Source organism: Jannaschia seohaensis, assembly GCF_900116765.1.
Classification (GTDB): domain Bacteria; phylum Pseudomonadota; class Alphaproteobacteria; order Rhodobacterales; family Rhodobacteraceae; genus Jannaschia; species Jannaschia seohaensis.
The window spans coordinates 54437-70895 of the sequence record NZ_UETC01000016.1 but is presented as its reverse complement, the minus strand read 5'-3'; the positions used below and the strand labels follow the sequence as shown (position 1 = coordinate 70895).

The window sequence follows — 16459 nt, the reverse complement described above, 5'->3', positions numbered from 1 at the left end:
CGCATCCCATGGCTGACCCTTCGTCCGGCCTGGGCCGGCACGCCGTCTTCGCCGCCGTTCTCGCGGCGGCCGGGCTGCCGATCTATATCCACGCGCCGAAATTCTACGTCGATACTTATGGGGTGACCCTGGCGCAACTCTCGGTGGCGCTGTTCCTCCTCCGCCTTGTGGATGTGGTCCAAGATCCGCTGCTCGGCCGCCTGTCCGCCATGACCCGGCACCGCCGCACGGCGATGGCCTGGGGCGCGGGCGGGCTGATGGCGGTCTCGATGGTCGGGCTCTTCGCCGTGCCGCCGCTGCTGCCGCCGGTCTGGTGGTTCGCGCTGACGCTGGCGGGGCTGTTCTCGGGCTTCTCCTTCCTGACGATCTGCTTTTACGCGCAAGGGGTGGCCAAGGCCGCCGCCATGGGCGACGGCCATGTGCGCCTGGCCGCCTGGCGCGAGACCGGTGCGCTGTCTGGCGTCTGCCTCGCCGCCGCCTTGCCCGCCCTGCTGGCGGTCACGGGCGCGCCCTTCGCGCTCTATGCCGGTCTATTCGTCCTGGCGGCTGCCCTGGCGCTCTGGCTGATGCGGCCGGAATGGACGGCACGGGGCGACGCGCCCGCGGGCGGCCTGCGCGAGGTGCTGTCGGACCGGGTCGCGCGCCGTCTTCTGCTGATCGCATTGGCCAACGCGACGCCGGTCGCCGTCACCTCGACCCTGTTTCTCTTCTTCGTTGAGGACCGGCTCCAGGCACCCGCCGCCGCCGGTCCCCTGCTGCTTCTGTTCTTCCTGTCGGCCGCCGCCGCCGCACCGCTCTGGGGAAGGGCCGCCCGCCGCTGGGGCGCGCGGCAGACGCTCATGGCGGCGATGGGGCTGGCCATGGCGACCTTCGCCTGGGCGCTGACGCTGGGCGCGGGCGACGTGGCCGCCTTCGCCGCGATCTGCGTGGCCTCGGGCGCGGCCGTGGGGGCCGACCTGACGCTCCTGCCCGCGATCTTCGCCCGGCGGCTGGAGCGCGTCTCGCCCGGCGCCGCCGACGGCTTCGGTCTCTGGTCCTTCGTCAACAAGATCACCCTGGCCCTGGCCGCCATCGCGCTTTTCCCGGCGCTCGACACGGCGGGCTTCGTTTCGGGCGCCGAGAACGATGACGCGGCCCTCGCGGCCCTGACCTGGGCCTATGCCGGGCTACCTTTGGGGCTGAAGGCCCTGGCGCTGGCTCTGCTGGGCGCCCTGGGCCGATCCATCGACGAGGAGACGACAGATGCGTGACTGGCGCGGCAAGCGATATTGGCTGGTGGGGGCGTCCGAGGGGCTGGGCGCGGCGCTGGCGCGGCAGCTTTCGGCGGTGGGCTGCGAGCTGATCCTGAGCGCCCGCTCCGAGGACAAGCTGCGCGCCCTGGCCGACGATCTGCCGGGCCGGACCACCGTGCTGCCCGTCGACGTCTCCTCGATGGAGAGCGTGAGCGCCGCGGCGAAGCAGGTGGGAAAGTTCGACGGGCTGGTCTATCTGGCCGGCGTCTATTGGCCCCAGAAGGCGCAGGACTGGAACGCCGAGCAGGTCGAGGCGATGTGCGACGTGAACTTCACCGGCTGCGCCCGGGTCGTGGGCGCGGTGATCGGCGACATGGTGGCGCGCGACCAGGGGCATATCGTGCTGACCGGGTCGCTGTCGGGCTTTCGCGGGCTGCCGGGGGCGACGGGCTATGGCGCGTCCAAGGCGGGCGTGATGTGGCTGGCCGAGGGGATGTATGCCGACCTGCGCCATACCGGCGTGGAGGTGCAGGTCGCCAATCCCGGCTTCATCGAGACGCGGCTGACGGCCAAGAACGATTTCGACATGCCCTTCCTGATGACCCCCGAAGAGGCCGCGCGGGAGATGTTCGAGCTGATGTGCTCCGACCGGTTCAAGAAGAGCTTCCCGACGGTCTTCTCCTGGCTGTTCCGAGGCGGGCAGTTCCTGCCGGACGGTCTGTGGTATGGGCTTTTCGCACGCAAGTGACGGGACCGCGCCCCCGGTCAAGCGCCGTCACGCGCGCCCTCGGCGCATGAGCCAAGCATACCGTTCATCATGGCGATGACGCCATCGGTCCCGCCCTGGCTTCGATCGCCCTTGCGCGGGGCGGACTCGGTCGAGACACGGGAACCCTCGCTTTCGGGCGGTCCGCCCGGATGAAGGAGAGCCGGTCAAAGAATCCGCCCCTTGCTAGAGCGGGCGCTTTGCAACAAGGCTACTGGTTACGCACAGCGACACAGCGGTCGCTACGTGACCTTTTGATCGGAAAAATCGGCCAATAGAGCGGCAGTGGTGGAATTTCTTAATTTTTTTAACCAATTGAGTCGGAGAAACCGGCCCGGCGGCGGCCTTTGTCGACCGTTACGCTCAAACGAAGACGGCCGCCTCCGAGAGGCGGCCGTTCGAGACGGGGTCGATCCTTGCGGGCGTCAGGAACTGACGGCGCTTGCCTCCACATAAAGGCCGACGACCGTGTTCATCTTTCCCGTCAACGAGTTGAGACCGAGATAGAGCTGGCCGCGGAGCGCGTCATCCGGCGCGCCCCCCGACCGGATCGTGGCCAGGATCGGCGCGAGCGTGCCCCAGTCGACCGCGACCTCCTCCAGACGGGCGCCGATTTCCTCCGTCGGGGGCGCGAGGATACCCGCATCCTTGAGACCGAACCGCAGCGCCCAGAGAGAGGTGCCATAGGTCTCCATCACGCGGGTCAGTTCCGTCGCGGCGGCGTCGGCGTCGAGACCTACGAGCAGCAGACAGGCAAATTGCGACATGCGCTGCGCGAGCATCCGCTGCCGTCCGGCGATGTCGATGGTCAGGGCCCAAGCCTGCGGGACCGGCGTATTGTTGTCGCTGTCCGAGCGGACCGAGACAGCCAGCGCCTGCGCGGCCTCCAGCAGCGCGTCGGAGGCGAGCGCCACTGAGGCCAGGTCGGCGTAATCGGGCTCACGATCCAGCAGCGAGAAGACCGTGGCGCGGATCGGGCCCCACGCATCCTGAAGCCTGGCGACATCGGCCAAGACCTCCGGATCGGTTTCGCGGGCGGTGATCTTGAGCCCCGGATCGCCCCAGACGAGAGCGGCCGCGACGCGATCGAATTCAGCGGCGGCGGCGCGCATGTGGTCGGTGGCGACTTTGGTCTCGACACCGGCGGCGAGGTTGCACAGGGCGTTCGGCACGCGCTGGCTGAGCATGCCCAGCTTGCCCGCCATATCGACGCGCACAGCCCCCTCACGCGCTTGCGCCTTGGCCGCCGGGGGCCAGGCGAGCGCGGCCGCGAAAGCGGCGGCGAGGGGAAAGAAGACGTTCGGTTTCATCGTTCTCTTTCAAAGACGGGTCGCCGACTGGGCGCGAGGGACTGCCAAAACCGATCTCGAGCCAGGGCGATGCAGGAGGGGACGCGCGGCAAAGGCCGAAGGAAACTGGCTAGGGAGACGAGGGATCAAGGCGCGGACAGCGCGCCGATCATACCTGGAAAGATCGGGGGCGCCGCAACGCGGCGCCCCCGATGATGGTCAAAGCGACTGGGTGCTCGCCTGTGCGTAGATGCGCGAGACCTCATTCATCATCGCCGTGAGGTCATTCATCTCCTCGTAGACGAACTCCCGCTCCTCGGTCGACAGCGTGCCGGTGGCGCGCAGCGCGTCGATCGTCGGGCGCACGTCGTTCCAGCGCGCCATCACGTCCAGCAGGCCGTTGCGGATTTCCTCCGTGGCCGGCGGGCGAACGCCTGCCTCGGGCATGCCGTAGGCGAGCGCCTGAAGCGACAGCTCGAACAGGTCGATCGACGATTTCAGCTCTTCCTGGGCGATGTCGGTGCTGATGCCTTCGGCGATCATGCAGGTCGACTTGGAGATGAGCTGCGGCATCATCCGCTGACGGCCCAGGATGTCGAGGCCGACAGCGTCCGTCGCCAGAAGACGCGACGGGTCGGCATATTCGCCGATCAGTTCGCCGACCAACGCCTGGGTCACTTCGAGCATCTCCGGCGATTTCTCGGCCGTGGTGCGGATGTCCTCGACGGTCGTATCCCCGGCGTTCAGGTCTGCGATGGGCAGCACCTCTTCGCGGACGGGCTCCCACAGATCGTTCATCTGAGCGATCCGGCGCAGCACGCGGCGGTCGGTCTCCGGCGTCTTGATCGAGATGAAGACGTCGCCGAATTCCAGCGCGTTCATGATGCGGTCGATCTCACCGATCGAGGCGGACAGATAGCCCTTGGCGACCCGACCGCCGATCCCGGCGGCGGCGTTGCAGGCCGAGGCGGGGATCCGCTGGGTCAGCATGCGCAGCTTGCCGGCGAAGTCGATGCGCTCGGGGCCATTCTCCTTGATCTGGACCTGGACCGGCACGACGGTGGCCTCGGTCTTGGGGATCTTATCGACATTTGCCCAATTCGACATGTCGAGGCTTTGAGCGTTGGCGGAGAGCGGAAGGGTGAGGGTGAGGGCCAGGGCTGTCGCGGCGGACAGGCGGGCCGATCTCTTTAGAATGCGGGGGATCACGATGGTGTCCTCTCGACTGAAAAGTGGCGACGGGTGGAGATTGGGTGCGATACGTCCCTAAGGGATAGCTCGCACCCTGGAGGCACGCGGATCAGCGCGCCGCCTGCATCCACACCTCGACCCGACGGTTGATGGCGCGGCCACGGTCCTCGGCGTTGCACGCCGTCGGCGCGACTTCGCCAAAGCCACGATAGGTCAGTTCGATGCCGTCCAGACGGTCGCCCGCCCGGGTCTGCAACTCGGCCAGGACCTGCTGAGCGCGGGTCTCGGACAGTTCACGGTTGCTGTCGAAGGCACCCACGTCGTCCGTGAAGCCGACCAGCATCACCTTGGAGCCCTCGGGCGCCTTCTCGAGATGCTTGATCAGGCGCTCCATGTCGATCGCGCCGCGCTCGTCCAGCCTCGAAGAGCCGGTGCGGAAACGGAAGGTGGTCGACAGACGCTCGTAGTCGATCATCGTGCCGAGCATCTCGCGCATCACGTTGCCTTCATAGGCGTCGACATTCGGGTCGAGCAACGAACGGGCGCGGTCGCCGTCGAGCGGCTGCTCCTGGGAGGCGACGCCGAGATCGATGAAGCCGGCCTTGCGGATCAGCGCGTCGGCATCCGACGAGAGCACGAAGTCGAGGAACTCCTTCGACTCGGGATCGACGTCCTCACGGTTGTAGAGATACAGGCGGCGCTGCAGTTCATATTCCTCGGTGCGGGCCGCGAAAGCGTCGGGCGACATGGTCAGGCCGCAGGCGTTGACAAGGCTGATCGGCTTGGCGCCCCGCTGGAAGGCATAGCCGACGAAACCGATGGCGCCGGGGTTTTCGTTGACGAGGGCGGCGGCTTCGTTGTTGTCCGAAGCGATGGTGATGCCGTTGACGAACTGCCAGCTGTCCTGCTCCTGCCCCATGACCGCGGAGTAGAAGATCCCGGCGGTGCCGGTATCCGTTTCACGGCCGACGACCTTGATCGGCATATCCCGGCCGCCGACCTGGCTCCAGTTGGTGATCTGGCCGGAATAGATCTGGCCGACCTGCGCCATCGTGAGCTTTTCGATGCCGTTCTCGGGGTTCACGATCACGACGATCGAGTCGACGGCGACGATGTGCTCCTGCTGCGGGTCGATCATGTTGCCGGCGCCGGCATCGCGCAGCGCGCGGGCTTCGGCGGGCAGGATGCGGCGGGCGGCCATGCCGATGGAGGCGGTCTTGTCCAGCAGCGCGGTGAACGCGTCGTCGGAGGCCGAGGAAGACACGAGGTAGGAGCCCAGCGCGTCGCCGAAGCCCTGGTCGCCGACCAGCTCGGCTTGCAGATTGGTGCCATCCACGACCGCGGCCATGTCAGCGTCGAGCACGCCGGCGAAACCTTCCAGCAGCAGCGGCATGACACCCTGTCCCAGCGTATCGGAGCCAGCCAGGATTACGTCGGCCTCGGCCTTGCCGGACTCGAGGCTCGGGCAGGCGGCCCCCTCACAGCGCACCCGCGTGGCCGACAGGCGCAGCTCGCCCAGTGCGGTGCGGATGACATATGTGTTTTCGTCGAAAGCGACGAACTCCCCGACGATATCGACGGTTCCGTCCGCGGAGATCAGGTTGACGTTCTCAGCTTGAGCCAGGCCAGGTGCGGCCAAGGCGCCCGCGAGGACGAGCCCGCGCAGCGCGCTGGTGGTCGTGAGGGAGCGAATGCTCTGCATGTTAGCGTTCCTTTTAAGTGTTAACCGGTCAGTCCTGCACAGACCGGGCGGTGCCGCCGGGACAGCGGGGCGATGCCGGCAAGCTGCGTGGGGAACGCGGTGGAGCTAGGGCGTGAACGGCGAAAATCTTAGGCAATTGCAGACCACAGCGACCGGGTCGGTCGCAGTGATGCCGCAATTGCCGAACGGGGTCGCGGAGGGGTCAGACGGTCAGCGTCTGCGCGAAGGCGGCGGCCAGCGCTCCGCCCTCGCGGGCGGGAAAAGCCACCGCCGCGACCGATCCGTCGGCCCAGACGGCCCGTCCGAGGGCCCGGCCGTCCGGCTGGCCCGTCTGCCGGAGCCACATCTCAAAGCCGGGCGGGGTGGTCTCGGCCTCAAGATCCGCAAGTGCCGAGAGAATATCGACAATATCGTCGGCGCCATCGGCGGTCTCAGAGCCGTCCGGCCGGCGCAACAAATGGCCGCTGATCCGCGGACCGGCGACCGCCAGGAAACGCTCCGCCTCGACGCCGCCGTCCGCCTCCGGCGCGCCCGCGGCGCCTTCGGGGACCAGCTCGGAGGCGGGGCTGTCGACGATCTCTTCCGGCAGCATCCCGATCAGGCGCGTCGCCGAGACGCCGCGGGGCCCGGTCTCTTCGCCCGGCTGTTCGACCACCACCACGGTCCCGGCCGCGCCCCGCGCGAACCGGTCGATCAAGGCGATCACGACCTCGAGCTCCTCGGTACCCTCGGGGTCCAACTCCTGCCCGATAACGGTATCCGCGGCCAGATCCTCGGATGCCGCAACCACAAGCCGCAGGCGCCGCGCCGCCACCGAAAGCGTCATCGTTTCTCCGGCCTCGGAGGCGACGACCAGCTCGGCGGGCAGGATCGACTCGTCGATGGCGTTCAACACGGCCAGAGCGACCGCCCTGCCCCCGCCTCCGGCCCGCGCGATCACCCGCGCCGCGCCGACCGTCTCGTCAGAGCCGGCAAGCTGCGCAAGGCGGTCGTCGAACCGGTCGGGATCGCTCATCCCTCTACCCCAGCGAGACGGTTGAGGCAGCTGCGCGCGTCCGTGGCGAAAGCATCGAGGTCGATATCCGGCGCGCAGAGGCAGCACAGCGCATCCGAAGGCGCATCCGGGACGCGCAGGAATACGGCGATCTCATCGGGACCGATCGAATAGGCGATATCCCAAGCGGTCTCCGGATCGGGCGCGTCCCCGTCCATCGCCGACAGCAGGCGACCGCCGCGCAAAGCCAAGGCCTGCTGGGCCTCACGATGCAGCACCGTCCGGCTCTCGGAGAGCAGGACCATTCGCGTCGTCATGTCGGCGAAGACCACGGTGCGGCAGGCCGCATGGGCCTCGGTCAACGCCTTCAGGGCATCCGCGCTCATGTAAGTCCCTGCCTCATACAAAGCTTTGACGGCACGGGTCTAGCCCATGCCGCCCAAGAGGGAAAGATGCGGGGTCGGGTCTCAGTCCTGGGGGCGCGAGCGGCGACCGCCGCCCAGAGCCGCGCGAATCCGCCGCGGCACGATCCGGCGGGAGGGCCGGCGCGCGGTCTGTGGCTCGGCCTCCGGCGCGGGCGCGGGGGCAGCCTCCGCCCCGGGCTCCGGGATCGAACTGTCCAGCCGGGCCAGCGCGATATGCAGATCCTGCGTGAAGCGGCGCGCCCCACTGGCGTCCCAGGCATCGGCATCCCCGGCTTTCGCCGCGTTCAGCGCATCGAGGAGCGACAACGGGTAGATGCCCGCGAACAGATCCTCCGTCTCGGCATGCAGACGGGCCAGAACCCGCTTCTGGTCGCGCTCGGTGGTCAGCTTGTCGAACCGCGTCACCAGCAGCATGGAGCGCGCCTGGACCTCTTCGGGCACGAGATCCCAGGCCGCGGCCTCGGACTGGCGCCAAGCCTGGGTCGCGTGGGTGAGCCACAGGATCAGATCGATCTCGGGCAGCATCCGCTCCCACACGTCGCTGTCCATGTTGGGGTCCGAGATGCCCGGAAAGTCGATCAGGTCGCAATATTCGAGGATCGTGCTGTCGATCGACATCGACACGTAGCGCACCGCGTCCACATCCAGGCCGTCGAAGCCGGTCACAGGCTCCGGCGCGCGCTCCGCATCGACGAAATGAGCGACCGGCGGCGCGTTGCCCTTGGTCAGCCAGACCGGCGAGAGCCGGGTCGCGGTCACCTTTTCCGGCAGAGGCTTGGCGCCGAGCAGCAGATTGGACAGCGTGGACTTACCAGCCGAGAACTCGCCCATGATCGCCATGCGCGGCTTGCGGGGGGCTTCGGTCGGGCCCACGGCGGCGGCGCCGAGCTCGACGGGGGTTTGGGACATGTCGCTCATGCCGCGTCTCCTTCTTCGCCCGGTCGCCCGTCTCCGGGCATCGGATCGTCGATCTCAAGCTCCTCGAAGAGCATCTCGAACAGCATCTCCCGCTCTTTTTGCTGGCTGACACCAAACAGACCGTTGAGCTCCTCGATGGAGACCTGCGACTTGGCCGACATGTCGGCCAGCACGTCGCGCTGCTCCCGAAGGAAGGTCTCCAGGCGGCCCATGGCCACGGCGCGGATTTCCTCGGTCTGATGCGCGGTCAGTTCGGCCACGATGGGCTGCGTCTCGGCGGCGATCAGTTCCCGGAAGCCGTCGGAGAAGGCGCGGTAGCCGCGGCGCTTACCCCACCAGCTTTTCCACCAGGAGGTCTTGAGATCCAGCGCGATGGTCCGCGCCAGCGCCATCGGCTGCGGCGTCTCGGGCACGACCGGCGGCTCGACGCGGAAATTCTCCGCCTCGACGTCGAAGATGCGGGCATAGGCATCGGTCAACTCGTCGCCCGCGCGCTTGTAGACACTGTCGCAGGCCGACATGACGTTCTTGCGCAGCACCTGATAGGAAGACCGCATCAGCATGCGCAGGCCGTCGGGCGAATAGTTCCAGACCTCCTTCTCGCCTTTGGTCTCCAGATGGTGGATCAGGCTTTCCAGCGCCCGGTCGACGAAGCGGATATGCACCTGGTCGACCCTTGCGCCGAACCGCTTGAACGCCTCGTCCAGCCGGGCGTTCAGATCCACGATCATCTCGTCATGGATGTCCTGAAGCATACCCTCGACCTCGGCGGCGGGCATCTTCTGGACCGGGCCGCTCCCGCCCTTGAGCGAGACCATCTGCGAGGACGCGCGCAAGGCGGCCACATAGTTTGCCGCGCGGCGGCGGGCGGCGATGATCGTCTGAAGGCCGACGCCGTCGGCGATGCGCACGCCGATCGCCTCGTAGAGGGCGGGCATCCCCGAGAGCGACCAGACCATCTCGGCCACGGACATGCCAGCGGCCTCAGGGCCCAGCGCCTCGACGGCATAGCCGCGCAGCGCCTCGGCGGAGGCGGCGATCATCCCGTCGATCTCGTTCTTGAGAACGGCGGTGGCCCAATAGGCCGATCCGAACACGATATCGGGCACCTGCATCCCGCCCTGCGACAGGGTGTCGATCAGCGAGGCGCGGATCTCCGGCACCTGAGCGGCGGGGTCCGACAACTCGTCGATACGGTTGACGAAGACCACGACCTGGCGCGACTTCATGTTCGAGATCAGACGGATCAGGCCCATGTCGGTGGCCGACAGCGCCTGATGGGCCGAGAGGACGACAACGCAGGTCTTGGAGTCGCGCAGGGCGCGGATCGTGATCTGCTCGCGCATCATGAAGGTGTCGTTGACGCCCGGCGTATCGCGGATGCACAGCGGCATCGGCAGGCCCGCCGCGTCGAGCCACAGATCGGCGGAGCGGGTGATGTCGGCGAACTGGCCCTGCCCGTCCGCCTTCTGGTCCGGGTCGAAATCGTCGCCCATGCAGACATAGCGCTGGATGAGAGAATCGTCGAAGCTGCCGTAATCGTGCTGCTGGCCGAGCATCATCTCGAACTTCCGGCCCAGCCGCTCGCGCGTCTTCTCGTGCATGCGCGCGATCTGCTTGCGCAGCTTCTCGACCTCCTTGTCGGCGCCGGCGCGGGCCGAAAGCTCGCCGATGCGGCCGCCATTGCGGACGAGATTGTCCCACTCGTCGGCGTCGAACAGACGGAAGCTGGCGCGCGGATCGTCGGAGGCGCGGGGCACGTTGAGGTGCAGCGACGTCACCACGGACGTCCACGGGTTCACATCCGAGGGCAGTAGGTCCGGATGGCCCGCCATGGCGTTGACCAGGGTCGTCTTGCCCGACTTGATCTGACCGATCATCGTGACCGCGGGCTCGAACGTGTCGAGATCGTGCATCAGCCCGCGCAGTTTCTTGGCCATGTCGGGGCCGCCGATCGCCTCGACGTCGCACAGGATCTCCCGCAGGCCGGCGATATCTTCGGCCAACCCGCGCAGCGCCTCCTGCCCCTTCGACAGCACCGAGGCCGCGACATCCGGCCGGGTGGCGGCGCTTGCCCCGGTCTGGTCGATTTGCGACATCTCCATGATGTGATCCTCACTTACTACTGGGTCGCCTTGCCACGACCCTTGAAACCAATCTGACCCTCACCGATTGTCGAAAGAATGACCGATAATTGGTGAATTGCGGGTTCATCGTGTCCCCGGCGCAGCGTCACGCCGCGACGGGGGTGCGGTCGAGCCAGCGGTCGAAGCGGCGGCGCAGCTGCAACATCAGCACGACGGCATCGTCAGCGGCCTGCGGAGCGTTCTCGATCTGGATCAGTTGGATCAGGTCGAGCGCAGCCTGAACGTCCTCATGGGCGCGGCTCAGGGCCGGATCGTCCTCCTGCGCGTCGGCAATCCTCTCTTCCAGTTCGACGATCTCCTCCACAGAGCGGTCGAGCATGGCCGTACGGCGGAACTTGCCTTCGGTCTGCGAGAGCTCCGTACCGACGGAGCGGAGGCGGGTCACCGCGTCGCGCAGCAGATCCAGCGACGCCTCGGAGAGCGCCGGGGCCGGCGCCTTGGCCGCATCGCCCCCTTGCGAGACGACGGAGTTGAGCAGCTTGGCGACCGCATCGGACGAGGAGCGGGCGGCGGCCGGGGCGGGCGCCGGCGTCGCGGGGGCGACCCGGGCCACAAGAACAACCGGCGTCGCGCGGGCGATGGGGGCCACGGCCTCGATGGCCTCGGGATGGCGGGCCAGCAGCAGGTCGGCGCGGTCGAGATAGCCCTGACGCGTCCGGTCCATCACCTTGAGGACCGCGGCGATCAGAGACTGTCCTCCGGACGCCTTGAACTCGGCCCGGTCGACCTCGGCGCCCTGCCGCGCGGCCAGGGCCCGGGGCGTGTCGATGGCCAGCACCCGCTCGAAATCGTCCTGCGCCAGCCGGTGCGCCCGGTCCAGCGCCGCGGCCGGATTGGGCGAGAGATCGATCTTCGGACGCAGGAGAATGGCCTGATCGCGGATCGCGTCGGGCATCGTCGCCCAGGCGGCCTGTTCCGGCGCCCCGAAATCGCGGGTGCACCAGATGATCAACTCGCTCTGCTTGGCCGCCCAGGCGCAGGCCCGAGCCTGTTCGATCCGGCCCAGGCCGATGCCGATCTCCATCAGAGTGATCCGCTTGAGCGCGGGCAGCGGAGCTTCCATGTCGACCATCACGGCCCGCCGCCCGGCGGCCCAGGCCCCATCCAGACCCGCCTGCTCTTCGGTGGAGCCGTCAGGGCGGGTGATACGCGTCATCGCGAATTCGCCATATTTCAGGCGCAGCGCGGGCAGGCGGACCCCCTCGGGCACGATCGAGTCGCCGGCCAGCAGATCGATGACCCGCGACTTGCCCGTATCGGGCAGACCCATCACCGTGACGCGGATCGGCGCGGCCAGCCTGGCGCGCAGGGAGCGGGCCAGGTCCGACGCCTTGGACGGCAGAAGCCCGGAGGCCAGGGCCCGGTCCAGACCGGTCAGCGTTTCGGTGACGGCGGCATTCATGATCTCGCTCCTCCACTGGCCGCCAGGGGCAGCACCTCGTCTTCTTCGGGATCCGGTTCAGGCTCGGACCGGGTGTCGGCATCCGCCGCCGGCTCCGCCGGTTCGACTTCGGGGTCGGGCCCGGGCTCAACCGAGATCACCGCAGCGGCCCGGGCGGCCGCTTCCGCTTCGAGCTCGGCCCGGATCTCGGCTTCCATCCGCGCCCGGATCTCGGCCCTGGCGCGCGCCGCTTCCTCTTCGTCGGGATCGGCCATGGGCTCGGACCCGGCGGGGTCCGTATCGTCGTCGATCGCGACCCCGCCGACATCCGGGAGCGCCGCGACGCGGGTCGCAGGGGCGCTGTAGGTCTCGATCAGGCCCACCGGCTTGGCCACGATCTTCCGGACGACCGGCTTCATGTGGTTCAGCTTGATGACCGAAAAGCTGATATTGTCCTGGTCTGGATCGGCCAGTTCATCCAGCGCCTCCAGCAGGTATCCCGCGATCTCGGCGGCCTTGCGGCGCCGATATTTGTGAAGGATCTTCCGGATCTTGGGCTCTTCGAGATATTGCAGCCCGTCGGACGACACCACGACCACATCGCCCAGCTTCAGCTCGAACGGCTCCATCGGGCAGTCGGCACGCGCCACCTTGCCGCCCAGGATGACCGAGGTCAGGCAGTTGCGGTCGGGATGGTTCTTGGCCGCCTCGGCGCTGATCAGACCCTGCTCGACCATGAAGTCGATCTGAGGGGCCAGCGAATGATCCTCGTTGAGCTGGCACAGTTTTCCGTCGCGCAGCAGGTAGAGCGGGCTGTCGCCGATGGACATCCAATACATCCGGTTTTCCACCAGCACGACGCTGACCAGCGTCGCCCCCATGCCTTGGCACCCGGGATTGGCGCGGACGTGATCCCGGACGCAGCTATTGGCGCCCTTGGCGGCTTTCCGCATGAAAGCGGGGATGTCCCGCTCGAAGTCGGCGAAATTGGCCGACTGGAATTTCAACTCGCTATAGACTTCGGTGACGACGATCTTGGAGGCGACATCGCCTGCGGCATGGCCGCCCATCCCGTCGGCCAGAACGGCGACACCGCTGTCCATGCCGAAGGGAAAGTCGGTCGTGATCGCATCCTCCTGATAGTCACGCCCGCCTTGAGCGATCGCAGAAGCGACGTCGTAGCGCGGCTCAGGCGATCGCCACATCTTCGTCGTCCTCCTCCCCGTCGGTGTCGCTCCAATCGAAATCGGGCCCGCACAGCGCCTTCAGTTGCAGGATGGTCTCGCCGATCTTGATCTCGTCGCCATCGTTCATCTCGGTACTGGCGATGACGGGCTTTCCGTTCAGACGAACGATGTTCGACTTGCCGCCCTGCCCCAGCAGGAAGCTGCGCTCGTCGGGATCGTAGACGATGGCGGCATGGCCCGAGCGGGAGATCGCGGCATCGCCGAAGTCCAGGCGCACCGTCTGATCCTCGCCGCGTCCGATAGAGGACATGCCAGCGCTCAGCGGGAAGGCATGGCCGCGACCAGGCCCCTGCACGATCAGAACCCAGCCCACCGGGAAAGTGACGGCGGACGCCGCCGGGGCGGCATTGGCACCGGCTAGCGACGTGGCGGTCTCGTCCTCGTCGAAGAGGTCGACGACGCTGCCTTCCGAGGTGTCGAAGCCGATCAGGCGCGTCTTGTTGCGGCGGGCGCTGCGCGCCGGGGCCCGGGCCGCCATCTCCGCCAGGGGGCTGGTCGGGTTCGACGGAGCCTTCGCCATCGCCGGGGCGGCCGGGGCGGCGGCTTTCGGCGCGGGCGCATCCTCCTCGATGTCCCAGATGCCGGTCGCCGACGGCTCCTTGAGACGCTCGGCGAGGTTCTGGAGGATCTGCGTCGTCGCCAGCGGAGCTTCAGCGCCCTGTTTGGGCGTGGGCGGGACGGCGGCGCGCGCCGCGGCGATCTCGGCCGCCGAGAGCGCGCGCTCAGACGCGCCGGCACGGCGCTGGACCGGCTGTTGCGCCGCGGGGTTCGGATGCGACGGCTGGGCCGACTTCTTGCCGAAGAGGTTACGGAGAAACTTCATCTTTCACGTCCTTTCTTCACACACGCCTCAACGCTCAGTCGCGCGAGGGCAGGGCCAGGGAGGCGACCCAGGTGCTGCCATCCCGGGTGACAGCGAAGTTGAGAATGTCGAGATCGTTGGCGAGGCCCTCCGCGATCTTCTCGGCCAGGCCGGTCGGGCCCTCGAAGGTCTGGCCCGTGTCCATCGCGCCGATAACCACATCGCCGACCTGAAGGTCGCTGCCGCCCCCGGCCGCGATCCGAAGGACGCGGGTGGTCCAGCCGTCCCCATCGCGCTCCGAGCGGAAGGTCGGGCCGTCCTCGAGATGGGTCTCGTAGACCGTGGCCAGCGTCGTCGTTTGTTGCAGGCTGGCGGAGCCGCCCTGCGGCCCGATGCCCATGGTCACATCGACCTCTTCAACGGCGGAGAGATCGGTCGCGCGGGCGATGAGCGCGTCGAAGGCCGCCCGGTCGGCGACCGGCGTGCCATTGGCGCTCAGCACCCAGGAGCGGCCCTGCGCGTCGACGCGCAGATCCGGGAAGGGCAGCGCCAGCGTCCAGCCGGTGCTGAGCAATTCGGTCTCCGCGGCCGGGGGCTCGGGCAGGATCTCGGCGCCGGGCAACTCGGCCGAGACAGGACGCAGATCGGACCAGTCGCCCGCCTCCACGCCAGGATCCTGCGGCAACTCGGCGGTGACGACCTCGTCGGCGGGCGTCGCGCGGCGCGGCGCGGACAGGATCGTCGCGCCAGACGGCTCGGCCGCGGCGTCCGGGGTGCGCTGCGGCTCCGGCAGGAAAGCACTGGCCAGACCCGCGGGGCGCAGTGCCGGGCGCGCCGAAAAGGAGGGCGCGCGCACCGGCAGCGCCGCGGCAACGTCGGTCTCGGACGGTCCCTCCGGGATCGGCGCGACGCGGCGGGGCTCGGCGGAGGGGAGCTCGGTCTCGGCCTCGGGCGCGGCGGGCGCGGCGATCTCCGGTTCGGGGAGGCTGGGTGCGACGAGGGCCTCGGCCTGGGCGTGCGGCGTCTCGACGGAGGCGGCGGGCGTGTCGTTCGACGAGACCGCGAAGGAGGTCTCGTCGATGCCCTCCGGTGCGCTCTGGAACGGAGAGCTTGTGGCGGCCGGCGCGACCGAAGCAAGGCTGGGCGCCTCGGGGGCGAGGGCCTCACCCCCGCCCTGGGTGAAGACGAAGCCGAGCCCCGCGGCGACAGCGAGCACGGCCACGCCCGCCACGAGCTTGCCCTTGCCGGCCTTCGGCGCGGTGGGCGCGTTGGCGGGCGCGGCCTTGGGCCGGGCCGGGGTCGGGGCCGGCTGCATCGGCTGGCCGCTCATGAAGGCCAGCCATTCAGCGGCGGACTGCATCCGGTCACGCGGCAAGATCGACAAAGCCTTGTCGATCGCCTTCAGCATATTCTCGTCATATTCCGGGAAGCGCCCCGCCAGCGGCACATAGGGGTCCGGATCCCCCGTAGCGATGGCGGTCAGGCGGCGCTGGCTGTCCGGCGGGATCTCGCGCGAGATCAGATGGTAGAACGAGGCGCCCAGCGCGTAGAGGTCGCTGAACGGCCCCTGCTCCGACCCGGTGATGTAGAATTCCTGCGGCGAGTAGCCGTCCTTGACGACGCGCATCGCCGAGAGAACGCGGCTCTGCTTTTGCGCCTGCTGACGCGCGGCGCCGAAATCGATCAGCACGGGCTTGCCCGAGCCGTCGATCAGGATGTTATCCGGCGAGATGTCGCGATGAAGCATCCCCTGCCCATGCACGAATCGCACCGCGTCCAGCATGTCGTCCAGGATCGAGACGATCTGGTCAGGCGGCAGATCCGTGCTCGGATCCTCCAGGATGTCGAGCAGGTCGCGGCCCTCAACGAAATCGAGCGCCATATAGGCCGTGTCGTTCTCCTCGAAGACCTGATGCACGCCGACGATATTGGGGTGCTGGAGCTTGGAGAGGCTGCGCGCTTCTTCCACGAAGAGGCGGACAATTCCGTCGAACTCATTGGTATGGGCGCGAGATCTGGGCTGCACGATCGCGCGCGAGCGGCGGCAGAAGGCGCCCGGGAAGCACTCTTTGATGACGACGGGACGGTCGAGGCTGTCGACCGCGCGATAGGTGATGCCGAAGCCGCCAGCGTTCAGGAAACTGACGATCTTATACTGGCCGTGCAGCAGTTCCGTGCCGGCGGGGAGTTCGTCCGCCGTCCCCTCCGCAAAGGTCTGATCACCCATCTCAGCGCTAACCATAGCTACCATCCTCGGTCCTTGGCCGCCTCGCCCGACGGCTTTTGTTGACCCAGAATTGACAATGCAGTTTGGTTAAAACGTGGCGTCGTTAGGGTTAATTCTGCCCGTTTCCGCGGTGCGGAG

Annotated in this window: 13 protein-coding genes; 2 read left to right on the top strand and 11 right to left on the bottom strand. The window is 68.0% G+C overall.

The annotated features are described in order from the left end of the window. The first annotated feature begins 8 nt into the window (after positions 1–8). Entirely contained in the window at positions 9–1250 is a 1242-nt protein-coding gene (locus DTQ71_RS20575; RefSeq protein ID WP_109566182.1) for an MFS transporter, read from the top strand. Beyond that, positions 1243–1980, top strand: a complete 738-nt coding sequence (locus DTQ71_RS20570; protein ID WP_109566181.1) for an SDR family NAD(P)-dependent oxidoreductase — start codon at positions 1243–1245, stop codon at positions 1978–1980. Before DTQ71_RS20575 ends, DTQ71_RS20570 begins: the two co-directional genes overlap by 8 nt. 443 nt (positions 1981–2423) lie before the next feature. Here the strand turns inward: DTQ71_RS20570 and DTQ71_RS20565 are convergent, their stop codons facing one another. The 11 genes from DTQ71_RS20565 to DTQ71_RS20515 form a co-directional block, all read right to left on the bottom strand. Beyond that, positions 2424–3308: a type IV pili methyl-accepting chemotaxis transducer N-terminal domain-containing protein gene (locus DTQ71_RS20565; protein WP_109566180.1), complete on the bottom strand. Its 885-nt coding sequence runs from the start codon at positions 3306–3308 to the stop codon at positions 2424–2426. A gap of 198 nt (positions 3309–3506) precedes the next feature. Further along, positions 3507–4496, bottom strand: a complete 990-nt coding sequence (locus tag DTQ71_RS20560; RefSeq protein WP_109566179.1) for a type IV pili methyl-accepting chemotaxis transducer N-terminal domain-containing protein — start codon at positions 4494–4496, stop codon at positions 3507–3509. Between the two features lie 91 nt (positions 4497–4587). Further along, a complete protein-coding gene (locus DTQ71_RS20555) occupies positions 4588–6180 on the bottom strand; it encodes a phosphate ABC transporter substrate-binding/OmpA family protein (protein WP_109566178.1) in 1593 nt (530 codons plus the stop codon). Positions 6181–6382: 202 nt separating this feature from the next. Next, positions 6383–7195, bottom strand: coding sequence for a hypothetical protein (locus tag DTQ71_RS20550; protein WP_109566177.1), 813 nt, complete (start codon positions 7193–7195; stop codon positions 6383–6385). Further along, positions 7192–7560, bottom strand: a complete 369-nt coding sequence (locus DTQ71_RS20545; RefSeq protein ID WP_109566176.1) for a hypothetical protein — start codon at positions 7558–7560, stop codon at positions 7192–7194. Before DTQ71_RS20545 ends, DTQ71_RS20550 begins: the two co-directional genes overlap by 4 nt. A gap of 81 nt (positions 7561–7641) precedes the next feature. Then, positions 7642–8517, bottom strand: a complete 876-nt coding sequence (locus DTQ71_RS20540; RefSeq protein ID WP_109566175.1) for a dynamin family protein — start codon at positions 8515–8517, stop codon at positions 7642–7644. Further along, complete coding sequence (locus DTQ71_RS20535) at positions 8514–10622, bottom strand: dynamin family protein (protein ID WP_109566174.1); 2109 nt, start codon at positions 10620–10622, stop codon at positions 8514–8516. The genes DTQ71_RS20540 and DTQ71_RS20535 overlap by 4 nt, the downstream gene beginning before the upstream one ends. A 127-nt stretch (positions 10623–10749) precedes the next feature. Beyond that, positions 10750–12066: a hypothetical protein gene (locus tag DTQ71_RS20530; RefSeq protein ID WP_109566173.1), complete on the bottom strand. Its 1317-nt coding sequence runs from the start codon at positions 12064–12066 to the stop codon at positions 10750–10752. Further along, the gene (locus tag DTQ71_RS20525) at positions 12063–13250 is read right to left on the bottom strand and encodes a PP2C family protein-serine/threonine phosphatase (RefSeq protein ID WP_109566172.1); all 1188 of its coding nucleotides are present in this window, start codon (positions 13248–13250) and stop codon (positions 12063–12065) included. Before DTQ71_RS20525 ends, DTQ71_RS20530 begins: the two co-directional genes overlap by 4 nt. Next, on the bottom strand, positions 13234–14115 hold the full coding sequence (locus DTQ71_RS20520) for an FHA domain-containing protein (RefSeq protein ID WP_109566171.1): 882 nt from the start codon (positions 14113–14115) through the stop codon (positions 13234–13236). Before DTQ71_RS20520 ends, DTQ71_RS20525 begins: the two co-directional genes overlap by 17 nt. Before the next feature lie 34 nt (positions 14116–14149). Further along, a complete protein-coding gene (locus DTQ71_RS20515) occupies positions 14150–16321 on the bottom strand; it encodes a serine/threonine-protein kinase (protein WP_245947674.1) in 2172 nt (723 codons plus the stop codon). Positions 16322–16459: the final 138 nt, after the last annotated feature.